The organism is Duganella sacchari, assembly GCF_900143065.1.
In the GTDB taxonomy this organism is placed as follows: Bacteria; Pseudomonadota; Gammaproteobacteria; order Burkholderiales; family Burkholderiaceae_D; genus Rugamonas; species Rugamonas sacchari.
Map to the genome: position 1 here is coordinate 233556 of NZ_FRCX01000001.1, position 21874 is coordinate 255429.

24 protein-coding genes and 1 pseudogene are annotated in these 21874 nt (G+C 58.9%); 5 read left to right on the forward strand and 20 right to left on the reverse strand.

Annotated elements, in window-relative coordinates:
* Nucleotides 1-33: 33 nt before the first annotated feature.
* The 14 genes from BUA36_RS01130 to rpsO form a co-directional block, all read right to left on the reverse strand.
* Nucleotides 34-1026 carry an AAA family ATPase gene (locus BUA36_RS01130; protein ID WP_072780664.1) on the reverse strand — a complete coding sequence of 331 codons (993 nt, stop codon included), beginning with the start codon at nucleotides 1024-1026 and terminating at the stop codon, nucleotides 34-36.
* Nucleotides 1023-2378, reverse strand: a complete 1356-nt coding sequence (locus BUA36_RS01135; RefSeq protein WP_072780666.1) for a phenylacetate--CoA ligase family protein — start codon at nucleotides 2376-2378, stop codon at nucleotides 1023-1025. Before BUA36_RS01135 ends, BUA36_RS01130 begins: the two co-directional genes overlap by 4 nt.
* Complete coding sequence (locus BUA36_RS01140) at nucleotides 2375-2962, reverse strand: hypothetical protein (protein WP_072780668.1); 588 nt, start codon at nucleotides 2960-2962, stop codon at nucleotides 2375-2377. Before BUA36_RS01140 ends, BUA36_RS01135 begins: the two co-directional genes overlap by 4 nt.
* Nucleotides 2959-3753, reverse strand: coding sequence for a vWA domain-containing protein (locus BUA36_RS31065; RefSeq protein WP_229255583.1), 795 nt, complete (start codon nucleotides 3751-3753; stop codon nucleotides 2959-2961). The genes BUA36_RS01140 and BUA36_RS31065 overlap by 4 nt, the downstream gene beginning before the upstream one ends.
* Entirely contained in the window at nucleotides 3754-4725 is a 972-nt protein-coding gene (locus BUA36_RS31070) for a hypothetical protein (RefSeq protein ID WP_229255584.1), read from the reverse strand.
* Complete coding sequence (locus tag BUA36_RS01150) at nucleotides 4722-5708, reverse strand: hypothetical protein (protein WP_072780669.1); 987 nt, start codon at nucleotides 5706-5708, stop codon at nucleotides 4722-4724. Before BUA36_RS01150 ends, BUA36_RS31070 begins: the two co-directional genes overlap by 4 nt.
* A complete protein-coding gene (locus BUA36_RS01155) occupies nucleotides 5705-7288 on the reverse strand; it encodes an AAA family ATPase (protein ID WP_072780671.1) in 1584 nt (527 codons plus the stop codon). Before BUA36_RS01155 ends, BUA36_RS01150 begins: the two co-directional genes overlap by 4 nt.
* Before the next feature lie 277 nt (nucleotides 7289-7565).
* Nucleotides 7566-8186 (reverse strand): TetR/AcrR family transcriptional regulator, encoded by a 621-nt coding sequence (locus BUA36_RS01160; RefSeq protein ID WP_072780673.1) that lies wholly within the window; start codon nucleotides 8184-8186, stop codon nucleotides 7566-7568.
* Nucleotides 8183-8548, reverse strand: a complete 366-nt coding sequence (locus BUA36_RS01165; RefSeq protein WP_072780675.1) for a DoxX family protein — start codon at nucleotides 8546-8548, stop codon at nucleotides 8183-8185. The genes BUA36_RS01160 and BUA36_RS01165 overlap by 4 nt, the downstream gene beginning before the upstream one ends.
* 128 nt (nucleotides 8549-8676) lie before the next feature.
* Nucleotides 8677-9036, reverse strand: a complete 360-nt coding sequence (locus BUA36_RS01170) for a hypothetical protein (protein WP_072780676.1) — start codon at nucleotides 9034-9036, stop codon at nucleotides 8677-8679.
* Between the two features lie 79 nt (nucleotides 9037-9115).
* Entirely contained in the window at nucleotides 9116-9640 is a 525-nt protein-coding gene (locus tag BUA36_RS01175) for a nuclear transport factor 2 family protein (protein WP_072780678.1), read from the reverse strand.
* An 857-nt stretch (nucleotides 9641-10497) separates the two neighbouring features.
* Nucleotides 10498-10803 carry a hypothetical protein gene (locus BUA36_RS30105; protein WP_139260323.1) on the reverse strand — a complete coding sequence of 102 codons (306 nt, stop codon included), beginning with the start codon at nucleotides 10801-10803 and terminating at the stop codon, nucleotides 10498-10500.
* A gap of 929 nt (nucleotides 10804-11732) precedes the next feature.
* The gene (pnp, locus tag BUA36_RS01185) at nucleotides 11733-13862 is read right to left on the reverse strand and encodes a polyribonucleotide nucleotidyltransferase (RefSeq protein ID WP_072780681.1); all 2130 of its coding nucleotides are present in this window, start codon (nucleotides 13860-13862) and stop codon (nucleotides 11733-11735) included.
* A 179-nt stretch (nucleotides 13863-14041) separates the two neighbouring features.
* Complete coding sequence (gene rpsO, locus BUA36_RS01190) at nucleotides 14042-14311, reverse strand: 30S ribosomal protein S15 (RefSeq protein ID WP_026637007.1); 270 nt, start codon at nucleotides 14309-14311, stop codon at nucleotides 14042-14044.
* Between the two features lie 147 nt (nucleotides 14312-14458).
* Here rpsO and bamE point away from each other — a divergent pair, with 147 nt between their 5' ends.
* Nucleotides 14459-14944, forward strand: a complete 486-nt coding sequence (bamE, locus tag BUA36_RS01195; protein ID WP_072780683.1) for an outer membrane protein assembly factor BamE domain-containing protein — start codon at nucleotides 14459-14461, stop codon at nucleotides 14942-14944.
* A 109-nt stretch (nucleotides 14945-15053) separates the two neighbouring features.
* Nucleotides 15054-15866 carry a hypothetical protein gene (locus BUA36_RS01200; protein WP_072780685.1) on the forward strand — a complete coding sequence of 271 codons (813 nt, stop codon included), beginning with the start codon at nucleotides 15054-15056 and terminating at the stop codon, nucleotides 15864-15866.
* On the opposite strand, the gene BUA36_RS01205 is transcribed toward BUA36_RS01200, so the two are convergent.
* The 5 genes from BUA36_RS01205 to pssA all read right to left on the reverse strand — a co-directional run bounded on the left by BUA36_RS01205 (nucleotide 15863) and on the right by pssA (nucleotide 19726).
* A complete protein-coding gene (locus BUA36_RS01205) occupies nucleotides 15863-16558 on the reverse strand; it encodes an ArsR/SmtB family transcription factor (protein WP_072780686.1) in 696 nt (231 codons plus the stop codon). The genes BUA36_RS01200 and BUA36_RS01205 overlap by 4 nt on opposite strands.
* Nucleotides 16555-16881, reverse strand: a complete 327-nt coding sequence (locus tag BUA36_RS01210) for an antibiotic biosynthesis monooxygenase family protein (protein WP_072780688.1) — start codon at nucleotides 16879-16881, stop codon at nucleotides 16555-16557. The genes BUA36_RS01205 and BUA36_RS01210 overlap by 4 nt, the downstream gene beginning before the upstream one ends.
* Nucleotides 16878-17183: an NIPSNAP family protein gene (locus BUA36_RS01215; RefSeq protein ID WP_072780689.1), complete on the reverse strand. Its 306-nt coding sequence runs from the start codon at nucleotides 17181-17183 to the stop codon at nucleotides 16878-16880. The genes BUA36_RS01210 and BUA36_RS01215 overlap by 4 nt, the downstream gene beginning before the upstream one ends.
* Nucleotides 17184-17253: 70 nt before the next feature.
* Complete coding sequence (locus BUA36_RS01220; RefSeq protein WP_072780691.1) at nucleotides 17254-18801, reverse strand: 2-isopropylmalate synthase; 1548 nt, start codon at nucleotides 18799-18801, stop codon at nucleotides 17254-17256.
* Nucleotides 18802-18856: 55 nt separating this feature from the next.
* Entirely contained in the window at nucleotides 18857-19726 is an 870-nt protein-coding gene (gene pssA / locus BUA36_RS01225) for a CDP-diacylglycerol--serine O-phosphatidyltransferase (protein WP_072780692.1), read from the reverse strand.
* Nucleotides 19727-19911: 185 nt separating this feature from the next.
* Here pssA and BUA36_RS31580 point away from each other — a divergent pair.
* From BUA36_RS31580 to BUA36_RS01240, 3 genes and pseudogenes are all read left to right on the forward strand, one after another.
* Nucleotides 19912-20241: pseudogene (locus BUA36_RS31580) on the forward strand (catalase); the annotation flags it as partial.
* A 175-nt stretch (nucleotides 20242-20416) separates the two neighbouring features.
* Complete coding sequence (locus tag BUA36_RS31585; RefSeq protein WP_371851412.1) at nucleotides 20417-20893, forward strand: sigma-70 family RNA polymerase sigma factor; 477 nt, start codon at nucleotides 20417-20419, stop codon at nucleotides 20891-20893.
* Nucleotides 20890-21084 carry a hypothetical protein gene (locus BUA36_RS01240; RefSeq protein WP_072780694.1) on the forward strand — a complete coding sequence of 65 codons (195 nt, stop codon included), beginning with the start codon at nucleotides 20890-20892 and terminating at the stop codon, nucleotides 21082-21084. The genes BUA36_RS31585 and BUA36_RS01240 overlap by 4 nt, the downstream gene beginning before the upstream one ends.
* 1 nt (nucleotide 21085) lies before the next feature.
* Here the strand turns inward: BUA36_RS01240 and BUA36_RS01245 are convergent, their stop codons facing one another.
* Nucleotides 21086-21841, reverse strand: coding sequence for an SIMPL domain-containing protein (locus BUA36_RS01245; protein WP_072780695.1), 756 nt, complete (start codon nucleotides 21839-21841; stop codon nucleotides 21086-21088).
* Nucleotides 21842-21874: the final 33 nt, after the last annotated feature.

Genomic DNA, 21874 nt, shown 5'->3' on the forward strand with positions numbered 1-21874 from the left:
TCTGTTACTTGGACAGCCGGGCGTTAAATAAGTTCAGCCCAGATGGGACAACAGGGTTGCGATGCGCTGCTCTACCGAGCCGGAGAGCAGGATATAGGGGATACGGCGGCGCTGGAGTTCGGCAAGATACCACGCGTGCTGCTGCAGTCGGAAACTGGCTTCGCGGCGCGTGCCGTCCTGGATAAAGTCGATGTCCGGCGCGCACAGGAAGACATGGTCATAGCGGCGCTCAGCGCGCTGTTCGAGTTCAGCGTCAGCCTTGCCGAACATCTCGCGCGAATAGAACAAGGTGGTCAGCGCGGAAGTATCGCAGAACAAATAGCGGAAAGCCTTCAGGCGCAATGCATCTTCGCGCTGCTGCTGCACCACGGCGATCTGACGCATATCTTCGTATTCCAGATGGCCGTCTTTTTCTATCCACAGTTCACGCCCGTATTCGGCCACCCAGGCCGTTTCCATGCGCGCGGCAATCGCCTCCGCCACCGTGGACTTGCCGCTTGATTCGCCGCCCAGGAAGCACACGGTCTGCACAAAACTTGCGTACACCTCGGCCGACAGGAAAGACCGGTGCGCGTGCGGATCGTTGCGTATGCGCGTGCCGGAGATCGGCACCGCCTTGCGCGCCTGGTCCACCTGCACATGCTGCACGGGATGCCCGCCAAAGTAGCGTGTCAGTTCAGCGGCAAAGCCGTCGCCATAGTCTTCGCTCGTGAACACGGCATCGACACTACGGTTCAGGAAATGTGTGCACGCCCATCCCATCAAACGTCGATGGATCAGTTCATCGGCGTCGTTATGCGGCAGTGCGTGTTGGTCGTTGTGCAGCACCAGCAGGATCGCCTCTGGAAAGCGCGCCCGCAGCCATTGCTCGCGCCTGCGCGAGTCGCAACCTGGCAGCTCAGATTCCGAGTAGCTGATGATGACGGTTTCCTCGCACGCTGTCATGGCACGGCGTATCAACAGCTCGTGCCCAAGATGCAGGGGACTGAATTTACCCACCACTAAACCGGTGCGGAATTGCTTCATGCACGCGCGCCTTCCATGTCCGACGTGTATTGCACAGTCTTGTCTTCCGCAGTCAACTGTTCCAGTGTCACGGCGCCGGGGCCAAACAGATGCTCGAGTGCGGCGCGCGCCTGTTCGCCCAGTGGCGTCATTGCCTGCGTCAGGCGCAAGACCACGCTGCCATCCGCATGCTGGTGCACTCTGAAATGCGGTATCGCCAAATGCTGTAAAGCGTGCGTCACGTCGATATTGTTGATCCAGCCGCCAAGCGCGCAATAACGTACCGGTGAACGCCCGGACAGTCCGACCAGCACAGGCTCGCCGTCGCCGCTCACCGCCATTGAGGCGAAATCGCCAGTGCGGTAGCGCAGCAGCGGCAGGCAGAAATTGAATCCACCCGTCAGCGTAATTTCACCGCGCTGCCCTGCTGCCACCGGCTGTCCCGCCGGGTCCAGTATCTCGACATAGAGCTGTGGCTGCAGCAGTACGTGACCACCCACGCGCGCATCGTACACCGCAACCGGGCCAACCTCGTTGAGCGAATAGATGTCCAGTACCGGGCAGGAAAAGCGCTGCTCCAGCTGGGCGCGCAAGGCAGGCAGCAACAGCATGGATACCGACAGCAAGGCGCGTGGCCGCATCGTCAGCGGCAGCTTTAACAGTTCAGCGAACGAGATGGGATCACCGGCCAGCACTTCCGGCGCCAGCGCATCCAGATACACGGCCCGGTCCTCCGGCACACGCCACTCATCGGGATACAGGTTAATCTTGGCCAGCCCCGATTCCCCCATGGCCGGCGTCACCGACACATAGGTAAAGCAGCGCTGCTGATAGCCGAGCAGCACCACGCCTACCTGCCCTTGTCCGTGCGTCAGCTCGACGCCAAAACGGCGCAGTGCGCGCTTGTGAAACGCCAGGTAGCGTGCCGCCACCACAGGATGCGATGCGATCAGCAGCGGATGGCCCGTGGTGCCAGTGGTGCGGAAATTGATCATGCGCGCGACGTCGGCACTATCCGGCACAAAGGCCGCGATGTCGGTGGCAAAATCCGCACGGCTGACCACCGGTATTTCCTCCAGCTCGCGGAATGGCGAACCCAGTTGGCGGTAGTACGGCACACTGGCAAAAGCCGTCCTGATAAACTCATTCAGCCACGCAGGCTTGGCATCGGCTGGCCAGCCTACGGCGGCGGTAGCGATATCCCTCTCGAACTGGCGGACCTCTTCCACCTCATGTGCCAGCAGCTTGTTGCCACTGTGATTGCGGTACACCGGTGCAGCAGGATGTTCACGCATGAAGGCCAGCATCGCGCGGCCAGCAGCAGTCAGTGTAGGAAAGCGCTCGCGGTCTTCAACGGCATTGGTGCCATTCATTCGCGCGACCACTTGTCTGCCGATTCTTCGGCTGCCTTGCGTGCCAGTGCAGCGCGAATATCGGCGGCGCGCTGTTCCGCTGCGCGGCTGGCTTCCAGCAAGCGCTTGCGCTCAACGCCACTGATGCCAGACAGCCTGTCCGTCGCTTCGGCGACCGATTCCCCGGCAGGGCGGTAATCCAGCCGCGCCAGCACCACGCGCACCAGTTCCTCCCGGCGGTCAGGATCGTGGACAAACTTGTGGGCAGCGTTGGCTTGCGCCATCTCGGCGACTGTTGCTCCCAACAGATTCAGGACCATATTCTGCGGCGGCGTGACACTGGCGAACCACTCTTCCGCAAGCAGCCAGCAAGCGATCATTACCAATGCCAGACGATTACGGTCGCGCCGCGCATCACTGCTCACAAAGTACTCCAGCGCAGACAAGGGCGCGCGTTGTCCATGCAGCGCCAGCACGTCGTTGACCAGCGCCGCCACATGCACTTTTCCGGACGTGCCGACGCGCGGTTCGTCGAGGAACTCGGTAGGCGTTTCGGCCAGGCGGTGCACCAGCGTTTCAAGGGTAGGACCGGATTTTTCCATCATGCGTGCTTTTTCTTTGGCGTCTTGAGCGGTCCATAGTGGCGCCGGCTGAAGGCTTGTGCGAATTCTACCAAGTCTTCAAACCGGGCGATCGCGTTAATGTTCCAGCCCTGCTGGTCGCGTGCGCGCTTTAAGGCCTTATACGCATCCTGGTACCATTTCGAAGCCTTGGTGTTATCCCAGTCGGCCGGCATATTCAGCGCCATGGTGCCGCCAGCACCACCGTTGTCCAGCGCCCTGGCGGAGATGTCCCAGCCATCGTTGCCTTGTTCGTCCTGGTCAAACATGGTGGTGATGCCGTCATCCGAAATCATCAGGATGTGCGTATTGTGTGCGCGCCTGGTTTTAAACGTCTCACGCAACAGATGTATGGGAAAGCTGGTGCCACCGCCAAAGAAACCAGTCAGCACGGCCAGCACCTCATGCTCGTTGCGCACAAAGCCCTTGGTTGCCAGCGTGTGGCCCTTGCCGCTCCACAGCGTAACCTGGACACTGGAACCAGCACGCAAGGCAGACAAGGCGATGATGGCGCCCGCCAGCGCAAGGTACGAAATGCGCTGGCGCGGGTCGGGCATGGAACCGGAACTGTCCACATACATGTCCAGGTCTACCGGCACCGGCTTGGTTGGACGGCCAGCACCGGGGCCGTAGCTGCGCTGCACGGTGGTCAGGCCCGAAATCACACGCGGGCTCTGGATCACGCTTTGCAGCCAGTCGATCTGCTCCAGTGGCTCGCCAATCTGCCACGGCTCCCATCCTTCCGGATGCAGTTCGGCCGACTCAGGCTGCGGCACCTAGGGAAAGGAGATCAGATGCGGCAAGGCGCGCTCTCGATAGTAACGTATGGCGATTTCTTCTTCGCTCAGTTTTACACCGCTGGCCTTGAGGATTTCGCCATACTCATAAGGCTCGCGTGTCTGGCCGGTCTGCTGGTCTGCGGGCTTTTCCGCAGGCGGTGTTTCGTCCAGTCCTGAAATGCGCCGGTCGTGCACAGGATGGATGGGTTCCTCCAGTTCCCCCGGTTCGATCTGCTGTCCTCCGGATGGCTCACAGCCTTCCGCAGCGTCACGCGTATCGAACATGCGCTGAAACTCGGCCGATGTCTCCTGCCCTTCCACCAGATATGGCAGCAGCAGCGTAGCGAAGCGGGTCGTGCCGTCCATCCAGTCCTTCGCATAGACGCGGATCAGGCGCGCGCCCAGCCAGGCATCGGTATCCATCGCTTCCGTCGCGGCGCCGCCACCAAGATCGCCCTTCGGCAGCTTCCACAGCTGCTCATAGATGCGCATGTATAACAGCCATATTTTGCTGCTGGCGGGCTTTTTACGATGTCCTTCCAGACGGCGGTAAATATCATCCATCCGCAAGCCCGCCTGGCGCTGCAGCCTGTCGTTGATGTAAAGATCCGTGTACAGATTGGCGACCAGCGGCGCATGCGCCTCCAGTGTCGGCAAGGAGCGGCGCAGACGGGCCAGCAAACGGAATTGATCCGCGGCGCTGGCAGGCGCCAGAACGTGATGGCCAATTTCATGGGCCAGGATCTCGACCGCGTAATCTTGCAGGCCTAGCTGCTCGACGCTTTCAAGGTCCACCACCACGCTCTGGTCCACTAGCCGTATCACCGCAAAGCTGCCACTCAAGCCTTCTTGCGCAGCTTCCATCGAGGTCTGGCACAAACGCGCATCGCGCAGACGCGTGAAGCGGCTCCAGGTCGCCAATGCTGGCTCCCAGCCTGCGCGCCATTGCTCCAGCAGCGGCGTATTCATCGCAGCGGCAGCACGCGGACGGCGTGGCTGAACGGGGAAACGATGGCCGCAGCGCTGGCGTTACACACGACCTTCACTTGCGCTCCTGGCAGGTCCAGCTCTACCAGGCGGCCGTTAAGCGTCAACCGCTGGCCAGAGATACTGATGTGCGATGCGGTTGCTGGCGGCTGCGGATGGGCGTATTCGTCTTCGGTGGCGGGATGCAGTATCGCGCCGCAGGCATCGGCCATCAATAGAAAATACCGCTCACCACTACGCACCCAGAATCCCAGATCGGCCGGGCGCACTTCAGGTGGTTCACTGAATTCGCCGCCAAAGCCGGCAAAGCTGCCGATCTCGATGCCCGCAGCAAGGCGCTGGCGCGCAGCCTCATTCGGCGTCCACCACGGGTCGCGCAACAAGACCTCGCGCAAGGCTGGCCAATCGGTGCCGCCGTTAGCACCAAAAGCGGCCAGCGCCAGCGTTGCCGGCAAATTGTCAGCAGCGGCAATCGCACCAGCGCGGTAATGCGCCATGCCGGCACGCCAGGCACAGATCTGGCCCACGGCGCCAAGCTGCTGCAGGTCACTGACCTGCAGCGCCAGTTGCTGCATCAAATCCAGCCACTCCTCAACGCGTACACCCTGCCTCTTCTGCAGATGCAGCGCGGCGTTAGTCAGCATGCCCAGAACTGCTGACGGCCGTTCCGCCAGCAGCCCCGCATAGCAAGGCGCCAGTTCGCTCCAGACGCGCCGCACCAGTGCGCCGGTGTGTCCGTGCGCCGTCAGCTCCAGCGCCAGGTCATAGACAGCGACGGCTGCCGCACCAGCACGATCAGGCGCACGCTCTGACACCGCGCAGACGACAGCATCTGCCGCCGACGACAGGAAGGCGCTGAATGCGTCAGTATCAAAGCCCTGATGGCGGCGACGCGCTTCGGCCACGCGCCGGTTGAATTCCGTGCGGCCCGCCATCAGCAATTGAGCGAATTGAGCGGAGATCATGCTTGCGAGCGCACCCAGACCAGATAGTTGGTGTAGCGCTGGTGCAGGTACTTCAGCTTGAGCAGATCGTCGTACAGATGGCCATACAGCTTGCGGCCTTTGATCTGCTCATTCACATGGCGCTCGATCTTGTTCAGGCGCGCCAGCACATCGCGTTCGCTCAAGCCATCCAGGCCTTCTGCAAACTGCGCTGCCAGCTCGCCCACAGGATCGCGCTGGTCCAGATCCAGACGGTCGTAGTCGGCGTTCGACAAATCGAACAGGCGGCGCAGCCAGCTGATACGGTCGGTCCGGTAGGCGGCGTTTTCCGGCAGCCCGAAGAACGGCGCATCCAGATCCGGCTGCAGCTTGTCGTGCAGGACGAACGGCAGCACCTGGCGTACGTCATCCAGATCGATTTCGCCATTACCACGGAAGTAAGCCAGCGCTTTCGCGTAGATCAGCAGCGTCATCAAATTACGCACCGAGATGCCATTCAGCGTCTGGCAGCCCAGGTCTTTCAAGCGATCCCGCCCGCTGTCCGCAGCAATGACCTGGCCCCAGTCGAAGCCCGACAGGCGTGCCGTATCCTTGGTCATGTACTCAAACTGCCCGCCAGCCGTCTCCAGCAGTTCGAACTGGCTGGTGAAGAACTCCAGTCGGCGGCGTATCGGTTCCGGCACGACGACTGCACGGACTTCTTCACCCATGCGGTCCACCTCTTCCGGCGTGAAGATGATTTCTGCCGGGACCAGCTCCTCCGGCTTGAGGTTTTCCTCGATGCGCACCAGCAGCTCGCCCAGGAAGCGCGGATTGAAAGCCAGCGCCTGCACGATGACATCAATGCGGTCGCGCAGCGCTTCGATCACCTCATACGTGCCGCCACCCTGATCGTCATTGGCCGTCAGGTACCACGCCGACTCCGGGCATTCGTAGATATGGTTCAGGACTTCCGCATAGTTATCGCCCATCAGCGTCAGCAGCGCACTCTGCGTGCGTGGCGGGATGCGGTTGTATTCATCGATGATCTTGACGCGCATGCCCAGCCAGGTGCGCCAGGCGATACGGATATCGTCCATGTTCTGCGCATTGACCAGATCTGCGGGCAAAGGATTACCGAGTAAATCAGCAATGGTCATCTGCGGGTGGCCGTGCTGCATCGCGCGCTTCACCTGCTTGACACTTGCGCCGGACAGCACGCCCATCAAGATGGCGCTGGCCGTTTTGCCGCGTCCCGGGCCGCCAACGAACAGGCATTTGCGGCGCGTGGCAAAGGTCAGCAGCGGCAGCAGCACAAAGCTGGAATAGCTCTGCGCCGACGGCAGATTCAGCGGCCGCTTGCTGTCGCCAACCGAATACGATTGCGCCGGACCGTGGTTGTACTCGATGTCGTAGTGCGAGCTGATGATCGCGTTATTGACGATCCAGAAGTAAGCCTGCCGCAGCTTCTCGTCCAGCGGCTGCGCGCCGGCGTCGCCCTGCTGCGTGACGTTGAGCGGACCTTGGTAAAGATCCGCGACATCAAACTGGCGCGGCTTCGGTGGCGCCTTGGGATTGGTGGGCGCTTTGGAAATGCGCTGGAACAGATTAAAGGGAGGCATCCGCACATCCGCTTAAGAAATTGGCAACAGCCAAGTATAACGGAGCAGGAATAAAACGTTCCGCACGGATTGTTCAGTGCTCTTTAGCGGACCGATCAACACCACTAATCGAATCGTAGATACGCCTAAAATCAGTTCCCTAACAAGCATAGCGCAACAGACCAGGTTTCACTTTTTGAAGATCACAAAGTGTGTTTTACATGACAGTCCGTTACCGCCCCTTCTCGGACATTCGCACTGATTCCCTTAGATTTCCGATTCGCCGTAATTATCGGAGTCAGCTGTATATGTGGTACAGCAAATCCACGCCCCTCTCGGCCCTCAATCTGATTTGGGCCGGGGTCATTGGTGGCAACACCTTTAAATTCACCTTTAGTATCGTGTAGCCATACCATAGGCCCGTCAGCTCCTCGGCAGCGGCGGCTGGATCGGGAATGTTGAGATTCCCTTTGTTGTGCGCTTCTCGGAGGATTTCTGCCAGCAGTCGATACGCTCGACCGGGCCCCGCGTCATAAAAGCGCAAGGCCAGTTCAGGATAGAAGTCGTTGGCTGACGCGATCAACCTATCCCAAGCGGCCAGCCGTAGCTCGTTAGCAAACGTAAGGTATTGAATGCCAAACCTGACTAAGGTCTCCCGCAGTTCGCCCTCATGCGCAGAAAGGAACTCCTCGTCGGTAATTGTCCTAGTGGACTCTCGCAACATGACTGCTTCGACGAACGCCTCCTTATCCTTGAAATAGGTATAAAAGGTTGTCTTCGCCACTTGGGCTTTGGCAACGATCATGTCCACAGTTACGCGTAGCCCGTAGGCCAGCAGCAATTCCTGGCCGGCGCTCAGCAGAGCGTCTATGGCAGCGAGTTTTCTCGGCCGTCCCCGGCCACGCTTCATGACGTTCATTGCTGTCTCAGATAGTAAGCGCATAGCAATAGCCCTCCGACCACAGTAAGATGCTCCATCGCAATGTGCAATTCAGCTGTCCTTCGTGGTTCAGCAAAGCTCCAGAACGCGTGGCCAAATGGGATGGTTAGTACTGTGAATAATGCTAACGCAAGCGCGCCCAGCCAGCCGAGCTTTGCAAAGTTGCTAATGACAAGAAGAGAGCCACCTAATTGCAAGAGTATCGCTGCAGATGCAGTCAGTGTTTCATTCGGCAACCCAATCTCTCGAACTTCTGATACCACTTGGGGAAAGTTGAACACCCCGAATATCCCTGCACTCCAAAACAGTAGGGTTAGCACTGCGCGAAGAAAAGTAGCCATTGATTATCCTTTCAAAAAGAGGAAATCAATATATCCTACTTCCCAGTATGAAAAAACGGGACACTTCCGGCTCGATGCTTGAGCGTCGGCTAACCTCACAAATTTTGTATGTCCGGTTGTGGCCGAAACTAGCCTTCCGGTGATTCATAACGCGCCTCAATGCCGCGCCATTTGCAAGCATCAAGCACACCGCCAGCATAAGCCATTACTTCGTCCCAGGCGTGGGTCTTAAGAAGCCCATCCAAGGAATCAGGCAACAGCGCTAGCCGCTCATTGTAATAGGCATCGAACTGTTTCAGCAGTACCAGCTCATCGGCAGAAAACTGGCTCGCAAGCTGTGCATCCGCAGGATGGTAGAAGTCGTCGAACCATTGATTAACCAATTCATTCGCTACGTTCACTGGCGCTGATTCTTGGTACTCAAGCTGCTCGCTGCGTGATGCGATAAGGTTTAAAAAATTAATGATGTTGACCCTATGCGGCCCCATGAAAGCTCCAAAAATTTATGCCCTCGCCGCAGGCAGCTATTGGCCGAATCCCGCTAAATTCATACAGTAAGTCAGATAGTCAATGCTGCGAAGTATTCTCCTCGGCTGACCAAACGACTGATGCAATCTTCCATCCGTTCTCGGTTCGAGCGAGCTGCCAGCTTTCCTTTCCCCAAGCACTTTTATATTCCCCAACGATGAAGATGTAGTCAAACCATACTTGTGCGATGTCACCGTCAGTATCAATACGGACATTAGAAAACAACTCAGACTGCTGGGTCTTAGCCTTTACTATGCCCTCAATGAATTTCCGGGGAGTTCCACCCGTTTGAACTCTTTTTGCTAAAGGCTCCTGCGCAGCCCTTTGCTCAACGTTATACCGCTCAACGCTTGAATCCGTGTACACCGCAGTCCATGTAATGCCCTCATGAACAAAAAGCTGCATGAAGCCGTCGACATCTTTATTTTTTATCGCAGTTTGAAACTGATCGACGATTTTCTCAACCATTTTCTTGCTAGTTGAGATGTCTTCTGCAAAAGCCATGTGGTGCGTGAGAATGAACAGTCCAATACATTGGACAATAAGTGAAAATATTTTTCTCATCAGTTATCCTAAAAAAGCGTCGGTTTTTGGCCGATCGCAGCCAGCAGCGGCCAAGGTAAGATCTTGAATCAACGCGGCTTTGCAGCGTCCTCTTCATTCCAAATACTACTTTTGACATTCGATCCGTACTTATCCGTGATCTGCTTGTTCGCATCGTCGAGGCTCAAGGCGAGGACTGTGAGACGTTCACGAGGGCGCGCAGAATCGTCAGTCCACCAAATTATTTGATATTCCCGAAGTTCTTCATTTTCCATCGTCATCTCTATCCTTCGCCCCCCTGTTAAACATAGGCTTTTGGCTCCTGCCTGTCTTGACCGGCAAGACCCGCCCCTTAGCGGAAGTTGAAATAAAAATGAATGCGCCTAGTCTTCTTCATGCTTTAGAATTTCCAGTCTCACACCCACTGCCGACAACTTGGCTGTGAGCTCCTGCTCACGATGTAGCGGAATGTTGCTGACCATTAGACCGCCGTCCGATATCAGCTCGTTGCGTAAAGCTCCCAGGGACATAACCCTTGCAGGAAGATGCTCCGCACGAATAACCTTCAGCGCATTTGCAGACACTGGAGGTGCTGCCTTAGCAACGAGAAATTTCGTGTGTATTGAAGAAAATAGTGGCTGACTACACGTGCCCTCTTCAGACCAGCCACAAGAATAGCATTTAATTAAAAACAATCCGCCTTGCGTTTCCATTGAAACGCGAGCGTGACATTTCGGGCAAGACGGCTTCATAAGCCAAGTCCAAGGCGAAATAATTGAGGATACTCAGGAAAATAAGCTGTCATTTAAATCTGTCTAGTGACTGTCTGCTGCTGGCCGGTTATTGACGCTCAAAATGCAGTTACGAAAAAAATTTATTTAATTAAAAATCTCGTTTCCAACCAATCCAATTGAACCTTCAATTTTTGCATCGTGCATTGCAGCGAGAGTCTCATCGATTCGTGCCCGCGTAACGCCCGGCTGATTTTTTAGATATATGTTTTGTAGTGGCGGGTACTTGGCCAAAGCAGCCGTCAACTCTGCCGATGTGTGGAATTCACGGCCATCGACTATGAAACTATTTGGACGAACTTCGATACTAAGCCGCGAAATTTCTTGTCGATGACCGCATGAGACTAACATTGTTACAAGAGCCAACAGAACTACATTGAATGTAATCTTCATTTTGTCCATTGCAAATAAATTGTGCCGACCTTCCGATTGTGGCCGAAGCCGGTTAGACTCTAGGCTTTTTTCTTATGACGACAGCGAACGTAAATGCTGTCGCAATGCCTATTCCGATGCCGAGCGCAAATCCCAAATTCGAATTGTGCAGGGCAACTGCGAGTGCTGTTCCTATTCCGACTCCGGTACCAAGTAATAAGGGTAGTATCATCTTCGCTGCTAGTTTAGAAAATCATTTGCGACCTACAACTGAGGCTTTTGACCGTTAGACGTCAAGACAAGTAATCGACCTCGTCGTCAAGTTCGTAAGGCCCTATGAATTTAACGCTTAACTATAGCAGCGAGAGTTGACAAGAAAACTCACAGATAGTTTCACTTCGAACGTCTGCTCCTGGCCATTATTGGACCTCATTCAGTGACTGTGGCTTTTTAAGACCGCGACAAAAGCGTTGGGTCGCCCCCTTTGTCATCAGGTTCAATCTTGGACTGAAGTTCGGTAAGCTTTCCATAATGGCTTTATCAGCTCGGCATTTTTTCTTCAGAACCACAAGTTTTGAATTCGTGCTAAAAAAAACGAAACTCAACAGGCAGCTTCTGGCCGATCTCGACCAATGAGACAAGATAGCATCTTGCTCTTTTAGAAAACTCACATATTGTCACGACTAGATTTCGGCAATGCTGCTGTACAGCAACTGCTAGGGACCAGAAAATTCGCTGCTGATTTCATTCACCACCATGTAGCGTCCACTCCTCCATAAAAGGCACCATTGGTCGGATACTCTGCCGAATGCGATGTTTGGTCGCACAAACGCAATAACTCTTCCTTACTGCTCTCTTGCGTTGACTGCAGGTCATCCCGGACTTCCGCGATGAACCAAAAAAAACCGCCGGGCTTGCGCGCCGGCGGCTTCTAACGGACTACTCAGCGATTACTGTGCGTTGGCAGCAGCAGCGGCAGCTTCTTCAGCAGCAGCTTTCATCGACAGTTTCAGGCGGCCGCGGTCGTCGGTTTCCAGAACCTTGACGCGTACTTGCTGGCCTTCTTTCAGATAGTCGGCCACGGCGTTCACACGCTCGTTGGCGATCTGCGAGATGTGCAGCAGGCCGTCTTTGCCTGGCATGACCTGAACGATGGCGCCGAAGTCCAGCAGTTTCAGCACAACGCCGTCGTAGGACTTGCCTACTTCAACCGATGCGGTCAGCTCTTCGATGCGGCGCTTGGCTTCCTGACCGGCAGCAGCGTCCACCGAAGCGATGGTGACCACGCCTTCGTCGCTGATGTCGATCTGGGTGCCGGTCTCTTCGGTCAGCGCGCGGATCACGGCGCCGCCCTTGCCGATCACGTCACGGATCTTCTCCGGGTTGATCTTGATGGTGATCAGGCGTGGTGCGAAGTCCGACAGTTCGGTCTTCACGGTTGGCACGGCCTTTTGCATTTCGCCCAGGATGTGCTCGCGGCCTTCTTTGGCTTGCGCCAGCGCCACTTGCATGATTTCCTTGGTGATGCCCTGAATCTTGATGTCCATCTGCAGCGCGGTGATACCGTTGCGGGTACCGGCTACTTTGAAGTCCATGTCGCCCAGGTGGTCTTCGTCACCCAGAATGTCGGACAGCACGGCGAACTTGCCGCCTTCCTTGATCAGGCCCATGGCGATACCCGCCACATGCTCTTTCATTGGCACGCCGGCATCCATCAGCGCCAGGCAGCCGCCGCAGACCGAAGCCATCGACGACGAACCGTTCGATTCGGTGATTTCCGATACCAGACGCACCGAGTAGCTGAACTCTTCCTGCGAAGGCAGTGCAGCGATCAGCGCGCGCTTGGCCAGACGGCCGTGGCCGATTTCGCGGCGCTTAGGCGTACCAACGCGGCCGGTTTCGCCGGTGGCGAACGGTGGCATGTTGTAGTGCAGCATGAACGGGTCGGTGAACTCGCCCATCAGCGCGTCGATCTTCTGCGAATCACGGGCGGTGCCCAGGGTTGCAACGACCAGTGCCTGGGTTTCGCCGCGGGTGAACAGTGCCGAGCCGTGGGTACGTGGCAGCACCGAGGTACGGATCGAGATTGGACGCACGGTGCGGGTGTCGCGGCCGTCGATACGTGGCTCGCCTTCGAGGATCTGCGAACGGACGACTTTCGATTCCATTTCGAACAGGATGTTGCCAACGTCAACGCTGTCCGGGGCAGCGGCGCCAGCGGCGGCAGCTTCGGCGCCCAGGTCGGCGATGACTTCAGCCGACATCGCGCGCAGCTTGTCGGTACGGGCTTGCTTGTCGCGGGTCTGGTAGGCATCGCGGATTTTCGCTTCGGCGAAATGGGCCACGCGGCCGATCAGTGCTTCGTCCTTGGCCGGTGCGGTCCAGACTTGTTCAGGCTTGCCGCCGTCGCGTACCAGGTCGTGGATGGCGTCGATGACGGCTTTCATTTCGGTGTGGCCGAAGACCACGGCGCCCAGCATGATTTCTTCCGACAGCTGCTGCGCTTCCGATTCCACCATCAGCACGGCGGTTTCGGTACCGGCAACCACCAGATCCATCTGCGAGGTTTTCAGTTGCTCAACGGTAGGATTCAGGATGTACTGGCCGTTGGCGTAACCCACGCGGGCGGCGCCGATCGGACCATTGAACGGTACGCCCGACACGCACAGCGCGGCCGAAGCACCGATCATCGAAGCGATGTCTGGATCGATTTCCGGGTTGACCGACAGCACGTGAATGACGACTTGCACTTCATTCAGGTAGCCCTCTGGGAACAGAGGACGGATAGGACGGTCGATCAGGCGGGAAGTCAGCGTTTCTTTTTCCGAAGGGCGACCTTCACGTTTGAAGAAACCGCCAGGGATTTTACCCGCAGCATAGGTTTTCTCCAGATAGTCCACGGTCAGTGGGAAGAAGTCCTGGCCTGGCTTGGCGTCTTTGCGCGCTACCACGGTGGCCAGAATGACGGTGTCTTCAATCGACACCATCACTGCGCCGGAGGCCTGGCGAGCGATTTCGCCAGTTTCCAGGGTGACAGTGTGTTGACCGTACTGGAAGGTTTTCGTAACTTTATTAAACATGGGTAATCCCTTTCTATTTGCCGACAGATTTTCAGGGGCTGTCGTTCACCTCACCACAGGCAGCCCGGAAGCCACCTTTACTACATACCACTTAGCATTTTTTTAATGCGCATAAAGACAAAATGCCCGCGACAGCAAACTGGCGCAGGCATTTCGTTTTAAGCCGGACGGCGCAAAAATTACTTACGCAGACCCAGTTTGGCGATCAGATCGCGGTAACGGGTTGCATCCTTGTTCTTCAGGTAGGACAGCAGGCTCTTACGACGGTTAACCATCATAATCAGACCACGACGCGAGTGGTGATCTTTGCTGTGGGCTTTGAAGTGGCCGTTCAGTTCGTTGATGCGTGCGGTCAGCAGAGCAACTTGAACTTCTGGCGAGCCGGTATCTTTTTGGCCACGTGCGTTGTCAGCGATGATCGCTGCTTTGTTGATGTTTTCTACGGTCATGATATTTACCTTTAACATGCGGTGCGCGGAGTCGTAACCCTGCCCACCGTGATTTACAATAAAACCCGGTCTGAAAAGACCAGACCCGGAAGTATAGCGGAAAAACCTGCGCGTGTATCTGTTTTCCGCGCTTTTCAGGGGAGCTTCATGAAAAAACTGATTGTTTTAACCATTTTTTCCGCTGCATTGGCGGGCTGCGCCCATTTATTCGCACCGCCGCCCCAGCCCGGCGACAGCGCCGACGCCGTGCGCGCCCGCCTTGGCCGCCCCACCAATACCTACGCCGACGGTGCCGACACCTTGCTGGAATACGCCTGGGGACCGTGGGGCCAGTACACCTGGATGGCGCGCCTCGGCTCCGACGGCCGCCTGGTTTCCTACGAACAGGTGCTGACCAGCGCCAAATTCGCCACCATCAAACCGGGCAAGGACAACAAGGACACCATCCTGCGCATCCTGGGCCGTCCAACCCAGGTGACGCACTACGCCAGCGTCGACGGCGACGTCTGGCTATACCGCTACAAGGAGCAGGATGTATGGAATTCCATGATGTCGGTGGAATTCAACCGCGCCGGCATCGTGCAAGCCATGGTCAACGGCCCCGACGAGGAACGCGAGGTACGGCGGCGTTAGCTCAGCAGGTAGGAAAATTCCCACGTGCACTATGGACGTGCGCCGACGCAAATTGGCGCGCGCGGTTGCTATGATTATTTCATTAACATTGCAACCAAACGGAGTTCTCATGTCCTTACGTACGCCCCCAGCCCGCCACGCCATTTACACCGCGACCTTGCTAGCACTCAGCACTGTCAGCGCCATCGCCTGGGCCGATCCTTCGCCGGCGCTGGACCGCGCCGGCGTGTCGGTCGGCGCTTTCTACACCGAACCGCGCATCAGCTACGAAGGCGACACCAACTACGGCCGTATCGACACTGGCACCTACAAAACCGACCACGTCACGCTGCCGCGCGTAAAAGCGCAGCTGCTGCTGGGCGACTCGCAGGGCCTGGACTTCGATTACTACCGCTACGACAAAACCTATAGCCCAACCCTGAGCGGCAGCACCAACTACAACGGCCTGCCACTGAGCGGCAACGGCAAGCTCGATGCCAAGCTCAAGCTGGACCTGGCCAACGTCGCCTATAAATGGTGGCTGGGCAGCGGCAATGACGTGTTTGGCATCGGCGTGGGCGCGGCCTACTATAGCGCCAGCCTGAAAGGCACGGCCAGCGGCGTGCTGAACGGCGTATCCGGCAACTCCTCGTATGAAGAAAGCGAGCACGCTTACGCGCCGCTGCTGGAACTGGGCTGGCGCCACGCTGTGTCGGAAAACGTGCGCGTGTACGCGGACGCTTCCGGCATCAAGAAAAACGGTGGCAACATCCGCGGCCACATCTACGGCGGCGCCCTTGGCGTTGAATGGTATCCGACCAAGGCGATTGGCGTGGTGGCGGAATACAGCGCCAGCAAGATCAGCCTGAACCGCAACCGCGACGGCGCCGACCTCAATGTCCGCCTGAACGGCCCGGCGGCTTACGTCAAGTTCCGCTTCTAAGCAAGCGGCACGTCCAGCCAGTGCGCCAGCGCCTTGCGGCCTGGCGCTGTCACGTCGAGCGCGCGGCTATCGTCGCTGCGCCGCAGCCAGCCGCGTTCGACGAAGTTATCCAGCAGCGCCACGGCCAATGGCCCGGCAAAGTGATCGCGCCGCTCCGACCAGTCGACGCAGCCGTATAGCTGGCGCGGGCCTTCGTTGACGACGATGCCCAGCTCACGCAATTGCGCCGCGCCGACCGCCGTCAGCGGATAAGCATGGCCGTCGCCCTCGCCTGCGTGCACCCAGCCCTTGTCGATAAAGCAGCGGCACAGGTCTACACCGAGCACGCCCGCCAGATGGCCGTAACAGCTGCGCGCATGCCGCAGCTTGCGCATGGCCGGCGCCTGCCAGCGCGTGGTCTCCGGCAGGGAACCATCCGCCACGCGCAGCAGCGCCTCCAGCGCATGTGCGACATTGCCATCCGCAAGCATGTAGTAGCGGTGCCGCCCCTGAGCCCGCACGCGCGCCAGCCCTTCTTCCACCAGCAGCTTGAGATGCTGCGACGCCGTCGGCGCCGATACGCCCGCATGCTGCGCCAGATCGGTGGCAGTGTAGAAACGGCCATCCAGCAGACGCGAAAGCATCAGCGCCCGCGTCGGGTCGCCGATCGCGGCGGCCACCCGCGCAAAACGTGGTTGCGCGGTGGTGTTCACGATGCGGGTACCTGTACCCGGTCGTTCATGCCGTAGTCGCGGGTTACCGAAGCCACGCGCAGGCGGTAGTCTTCAAACAAACCGCCGCGCCCTGCCCGCTGCGCTGCGCGATGCTCTTCCATCTCACGCCAGGATCTGACCGACGCTTCATCGCGCCAGAACGACAGGGACAGCAGCTTGCCCGGCGTGGTGATGCTGGTGAAGCGCTCCACCGAAATAAAGCCATCGACATGGGCCAGCATAGTCCCCAGTTGCGCGGCGCGTTCCATATATTCCGCGCGCCCATCGCCACTGGGCTGCACCTCAAAGATCACGGCAATCATGACACGGCCTCCGTAAAAGTACGCTCTTCGCGCAGGATGAAGCGCTGCTGCTGGGCGAACGCAAAATTATCTTTGGCCTCCGCATCGGCGCGCAGCCGTGCACGGTAAGCTTCGTAGTCAGCCAGCGAGGCAAAGCCCACCAGCCCCCACGCTTCGTAGTTGGTGCCTTCGAGCGGCAGGAAGTAGCCGATCAACTGGCCGCCCAGGCGCGGGATGATGCGGCCCCAGTTCTCCGCATAGCGGCGGAACGCCTCGCGCTGGAATGGATCGATTTCGTAACGGATAAAGCAAGTGATAGCCATCTAAGCCTCCTGTTGAAAACACCAGAATAGCTTTTGAAAACCGCCAATGCTTAGGCCTGGAACGAAGTATTCATGGCTGCGGATTGACACGCTCTATCTTCGAATGCAGCTTGTTCAGCGCCGACAGGTAGGCCTTGGCCGATGCCACGATAATGTCCGGGTCCGCGCCCACACCGTTGACGATGCGGCCATCCCTGGATAGGCGCATCGTCACCTCGCCCTGCGACTGGGTGCCGGTGCTGATCGCATTCACCGAGAACAGCACCAGCTCAGCGCCGCTGCCCACTTCGCCCTCGATGGCATTCACCGTCGCGTCCACCGGCCCGTCGCCGCGGCCTTCGCTCACATGCTCCTCGCCGTCGATGCTGAACACTACTTTGGCGGTCGGCATCTCGCCGCTGGCAGAACGCTGCTCCAGCGCGACAAAGCGATAAAACTCGCGCTCCTGCGATTGCTGTTCGTCCGACACCAGCGCCAGGATATCTTCATCAAAGATGTCAGCCTTGCGGTCCGCCAGCTCCTTGAAGCGCGCAAACGCCGCATTGACCTCGGCCTCGGACGCCAGGTCGATGCCCAGCTCCTGCAAGCGCTGCTTGAAGGCGTTGCGGCCCGACAGCTTGCCCAGCACGATCTTGGTCGCGGTCCAGCCCACATCTTCCGCGCGCATGATCTCGTAGGTCTCGCGCGATTTCAGCATGCCATCCTGGTGGATGCCGGAAGCATGGGCAAACGCATTCGCGCCCACCACCGCTTTATTCGGCTGCACCGCAAAGCCGGTAATCTGCGACACCATCTTGGAGGCCGCCACGATCTGCGTGGTATCGATGCCGCACTCCAGGTTGTAGTAGCCGCCGCGTGTGCGCAGCGCCATCACCACTTCTTCCAGCGCTGTATTCCCGGCCCGCTCGCCGAGGCCATTGATGGTGCACTCGATCTGCCGCGCGCCGCCGATCATCACGCCAGCCAGCGAATTGGCCACCGCCAGTCCCAGGTCGTTATGGCAGTGCACCGACCATACGGCCTTGTCGGAATTGGGAATCCGCTCGCGCAGGCGGCGGATGGTTTCGCCAAACAGCTCCGGCACGGCATAGCCCACGGTGTCCGGGAAATTGATGGTGGTCGCGCCCTCCTCGATCACGCCTTCCAGCACGCGGCACAGGAAGTCCTCGTCCGAACGGCTGCCGTCTTCCGGGCTGAACTCAACATCGTCCGTATGCTGGCGCGCGAAGCGCACCGCATTGCGCGCCTGTACCAGCACCTGTTCCGGCAGCATGCGCAGCTTGGCCTCCATGTGCAGTTTGGAAGTGGCGATAAAAGTGTGGATGCGTTTGCGCTCGGCGGGCGCCAGCGCTTCGGCGGCGCGGGCAATGTCGCGGTCATTGGCGCGCGACAGCGAGCAGATGGTGGATTCGCGCACCGCCGTGGCGATGGCCTTGATGGACTCGAAATCGCCGGGCGATGCCGCCGCAAAGCCAGCCTCGATGACATCCACGCGCAAGCGCTCGAGCTGCCTGGCGATGCGGACCTTCTCGTCGCGGGTCATCGACGCGCCCGGCGATTGCTCGCCGTCGCGCAGCGTGGTGTCGAAAATAATCAGGCGGTTGGATGAGTTGCTCATGATAGCTCCGTGGCTGGTGCTGCGTTGCTTGAATCTCAGGGCCTACCGCCCGGGTTTAGCGCCGTTCGCTCGGATCGTCGCTGTCCATCTCGGTCTGGATCAGGCTTACCTTCTTGCCCTTGGCGGCGCGCCAGGCGGCTACCACGTAGCCGGACAGGCCGTACACCGCAAACAGCGGGAACAGCGTCACCGCAGGCTTGATCGCGATCAGCGCCAGAGCCAGCGCAATCAGGAACACCGCAATAAACGGTACCGACTTGCGGAAGTTGATGTCCTTGAAGCTGTAGAACGGCACGTTGCTGACCATGGTCAGGCCCGCAAACACGGCGATGCCCCACGAGGCCCAGGCCATTTCCAGGCCGGACACCTCCAGCTCCACCATCATCAGCACGATGCCGGCCATGAGCGCAGCCGCCGATGGCGACGGCATGCCCTGGAAGTAGCGCTTGTCCACCACTTCGATATTGGTATTGAAGCGCGCCAGCCGCAGCGCAGCGCCGGCGCAGTAGACAAAGGCCGCGATCCAACCCAGCTTGCCCAGGCCGCGTAGCGACCATTCGTACACCACCAGCGCCGGCGCCGCGCCAAACGACACCATGTCCGACAGCGAGTCATACTGCGCGCCGAATTCGCTCTGCGTATTGGTCAGGCGTGCGACGCGGCCATCCAGGCCGTCGAGCACCATGGCGATGAAAATGGCCCACGCGGCATGCTCGAACTTCTGGTTCATCGCCATCACGATGGCGTAGAAACCGCAGAACAGCGCGGCCGTCGTGAATGCATTCGGCAACAGGTAGATGCCACGGTGGCGCGGCCGGTCGAGATCCTCTCCGCGGGCGCGGCGCGCAAAACGGCTGAAGCGTGACGTTTTAGGCAGCTTGGCCTGGGCCGCGGATTTGGCGCGGCGGCGGGGGAAGTTGGGCATAGGAGTCCGTTTTCTCTTTATTAAGGTTGCTCCGTCATTATAGAGGAGGCGACCATAAAAATGGATCTGTTACCATGGGTCATCGAAAATAGCTGTAACAAACCGCTGGATGCTGCGACTTAACGTTATCTGAACCCTTTTTGGAGAACAACGTGAAACCAGCCGTCCTCGCCGCCTGTACCCTGATGCTGAACCAGCTGCCCGCCGTCGCCCAGACCGATGCCCCCGGCCCCGCCGCACTGGTCGATGCGCTCAACGGCACGTTCGGCAAGCATGCGGGCAAGCGCGCCTCGCACGCCAAAGGCTTCTGCGCACGCGGCGACTTCATCCCGGCCGCCAAGGCTGCACAATTCGCCCACAGCCCCTTTTTCGCGCAGTCCAAGGTGGACGCGCTGCTGCGCTTTTCCATCGGCGGCGGCAATCCTGGCGTCTCCGACAAAAGCCGCTCCGTGCGTGGGCTGTCGATGCGCCTGACGGGCGGCGGCGAGACTTACGACCTGCTGCTGATTTCCGAGCCGGTGGCATTCACCTTTTACGCGCAGCTGCCGGCGCCAGGCGACGCGCTGAACGATTCGTCCCAGCAGTGGCAAGGCACTGACCGCGTGACACTGGGCACCCTGCGCGTGACCAGCCTGGCCGGCGCCGACGCCTGCGATGGCATCGTCTTCATGCCCGTCACGCTGCCAGCCGATGCGGAAGACGCGGTGCAGGAAGCGCTGCTGGGCGCCATCAAGGCCTGGGACAGTTACCAGGGCACGCGCCAGTCTGCGCAGCTGGCTGACCGCCATCCTGCGCCACAAGATCGTCGACGCGATCCGCGCGCGCCGCTTTGCCCCGCCCTCACCGGATGGCATCGATGCCGACCTGCGCGAGTTCGACGCGCTGTTCACGAACGACGACGCCTGGCATCCGGAAGTGTTTATCGATACCGTCTGCGGCGCCACCAGGACGGCGGAAAGGCAGCTGCTCGACATTATCGAAATCTGCATGAACCGTTTGCCGCAGGAGACTGCGCGGCTATTCCTGATGCGCGAATACCTCGGCATGGAGCTCAAGGAAATTGGAGACAGCTGCACCGTGAGTGCGGGCAATCTGCGCGTGGTGCTGTACCGCGCGCGCATGCGCTTGCGTGAATGCGCCGTGCGCGGCTGGGGAGAACTGGAATGAACAAGCCACTGACTTGCCGCGAGACGACCTACCTGGTCATCAGCGCACGGGACGAGCCGCTGCGGCGCGACCAGCTGGATGCGCTCGCGGCGCACCTGCAAATCTGCAGCTACTGCCGCACCGCCAATGCGCAGTTTGGCGCACTGTTCGCGCAGCTGGACACGTTGCTGGCGCGCGGCGTCCAGCAGTGAATCATTTGAAGCGTACCTTGCCGACCATGCGCATGGTCAGTGTGGTTTCGCCCGGCTCGAAACTTGGTTCTTCCACTGCCGGCGCACCTGCGGCGGCGGGCGCCATGGCCATGACGCGCGATCCGGCAATGCTTACGCGTTCGGTGTAATTGCCTGAGCCTTCGAAGTCCACCGTATCGAGCACGGCGTCGCCAACCTTACGGCCCATGGCCCTGGCGATGGATTGGACACGCTCATTCAGATTCAAGTAAGTCGCGGCAATGCGCTGGTCATCGAGCAGACGGGTGGTTTCCGGCGTCAGGCCGAAGTGCAGATTATTCAGACTCAGGATGGACTGCGCAGCAGCCACGGTTTTCGGCAAGGTGCCCAGGCTGGTGGTGACTACCTGCAGCGACTGGCCCACGCGCCATGCGGTCGGCACGCGCTGCTTGCGCGGCTGGCCTGGCGGCGGCGCCACTTCTTCCGGATAAACGGGATAGGTGTAATAGCCTTGCGTTTGCAGGCTGGCCTGCGGATCAGCCTTCTTGACGATCTCCAGGCCCTGCTTCATTTTCTGATTGACGCGGGAGGCAGCCAGCGCCTTGTCCTTGTCCACCTCTTCGACCGACAGTGTGATCGTGGCCTGGTCATTGACGTGCTTTACTTCTCCAAACGCCGGCACCACAATCAAGGCGCCGTTGGTCGGCAAAGGCTCCAGTGGTGCGGCGTGCGCGGAAACGGCGCACGCCATCAGGACGGCGGCAGCGATATATTTCATTGCAAACTCCCAGTGTTGAAAAAAACCACACTG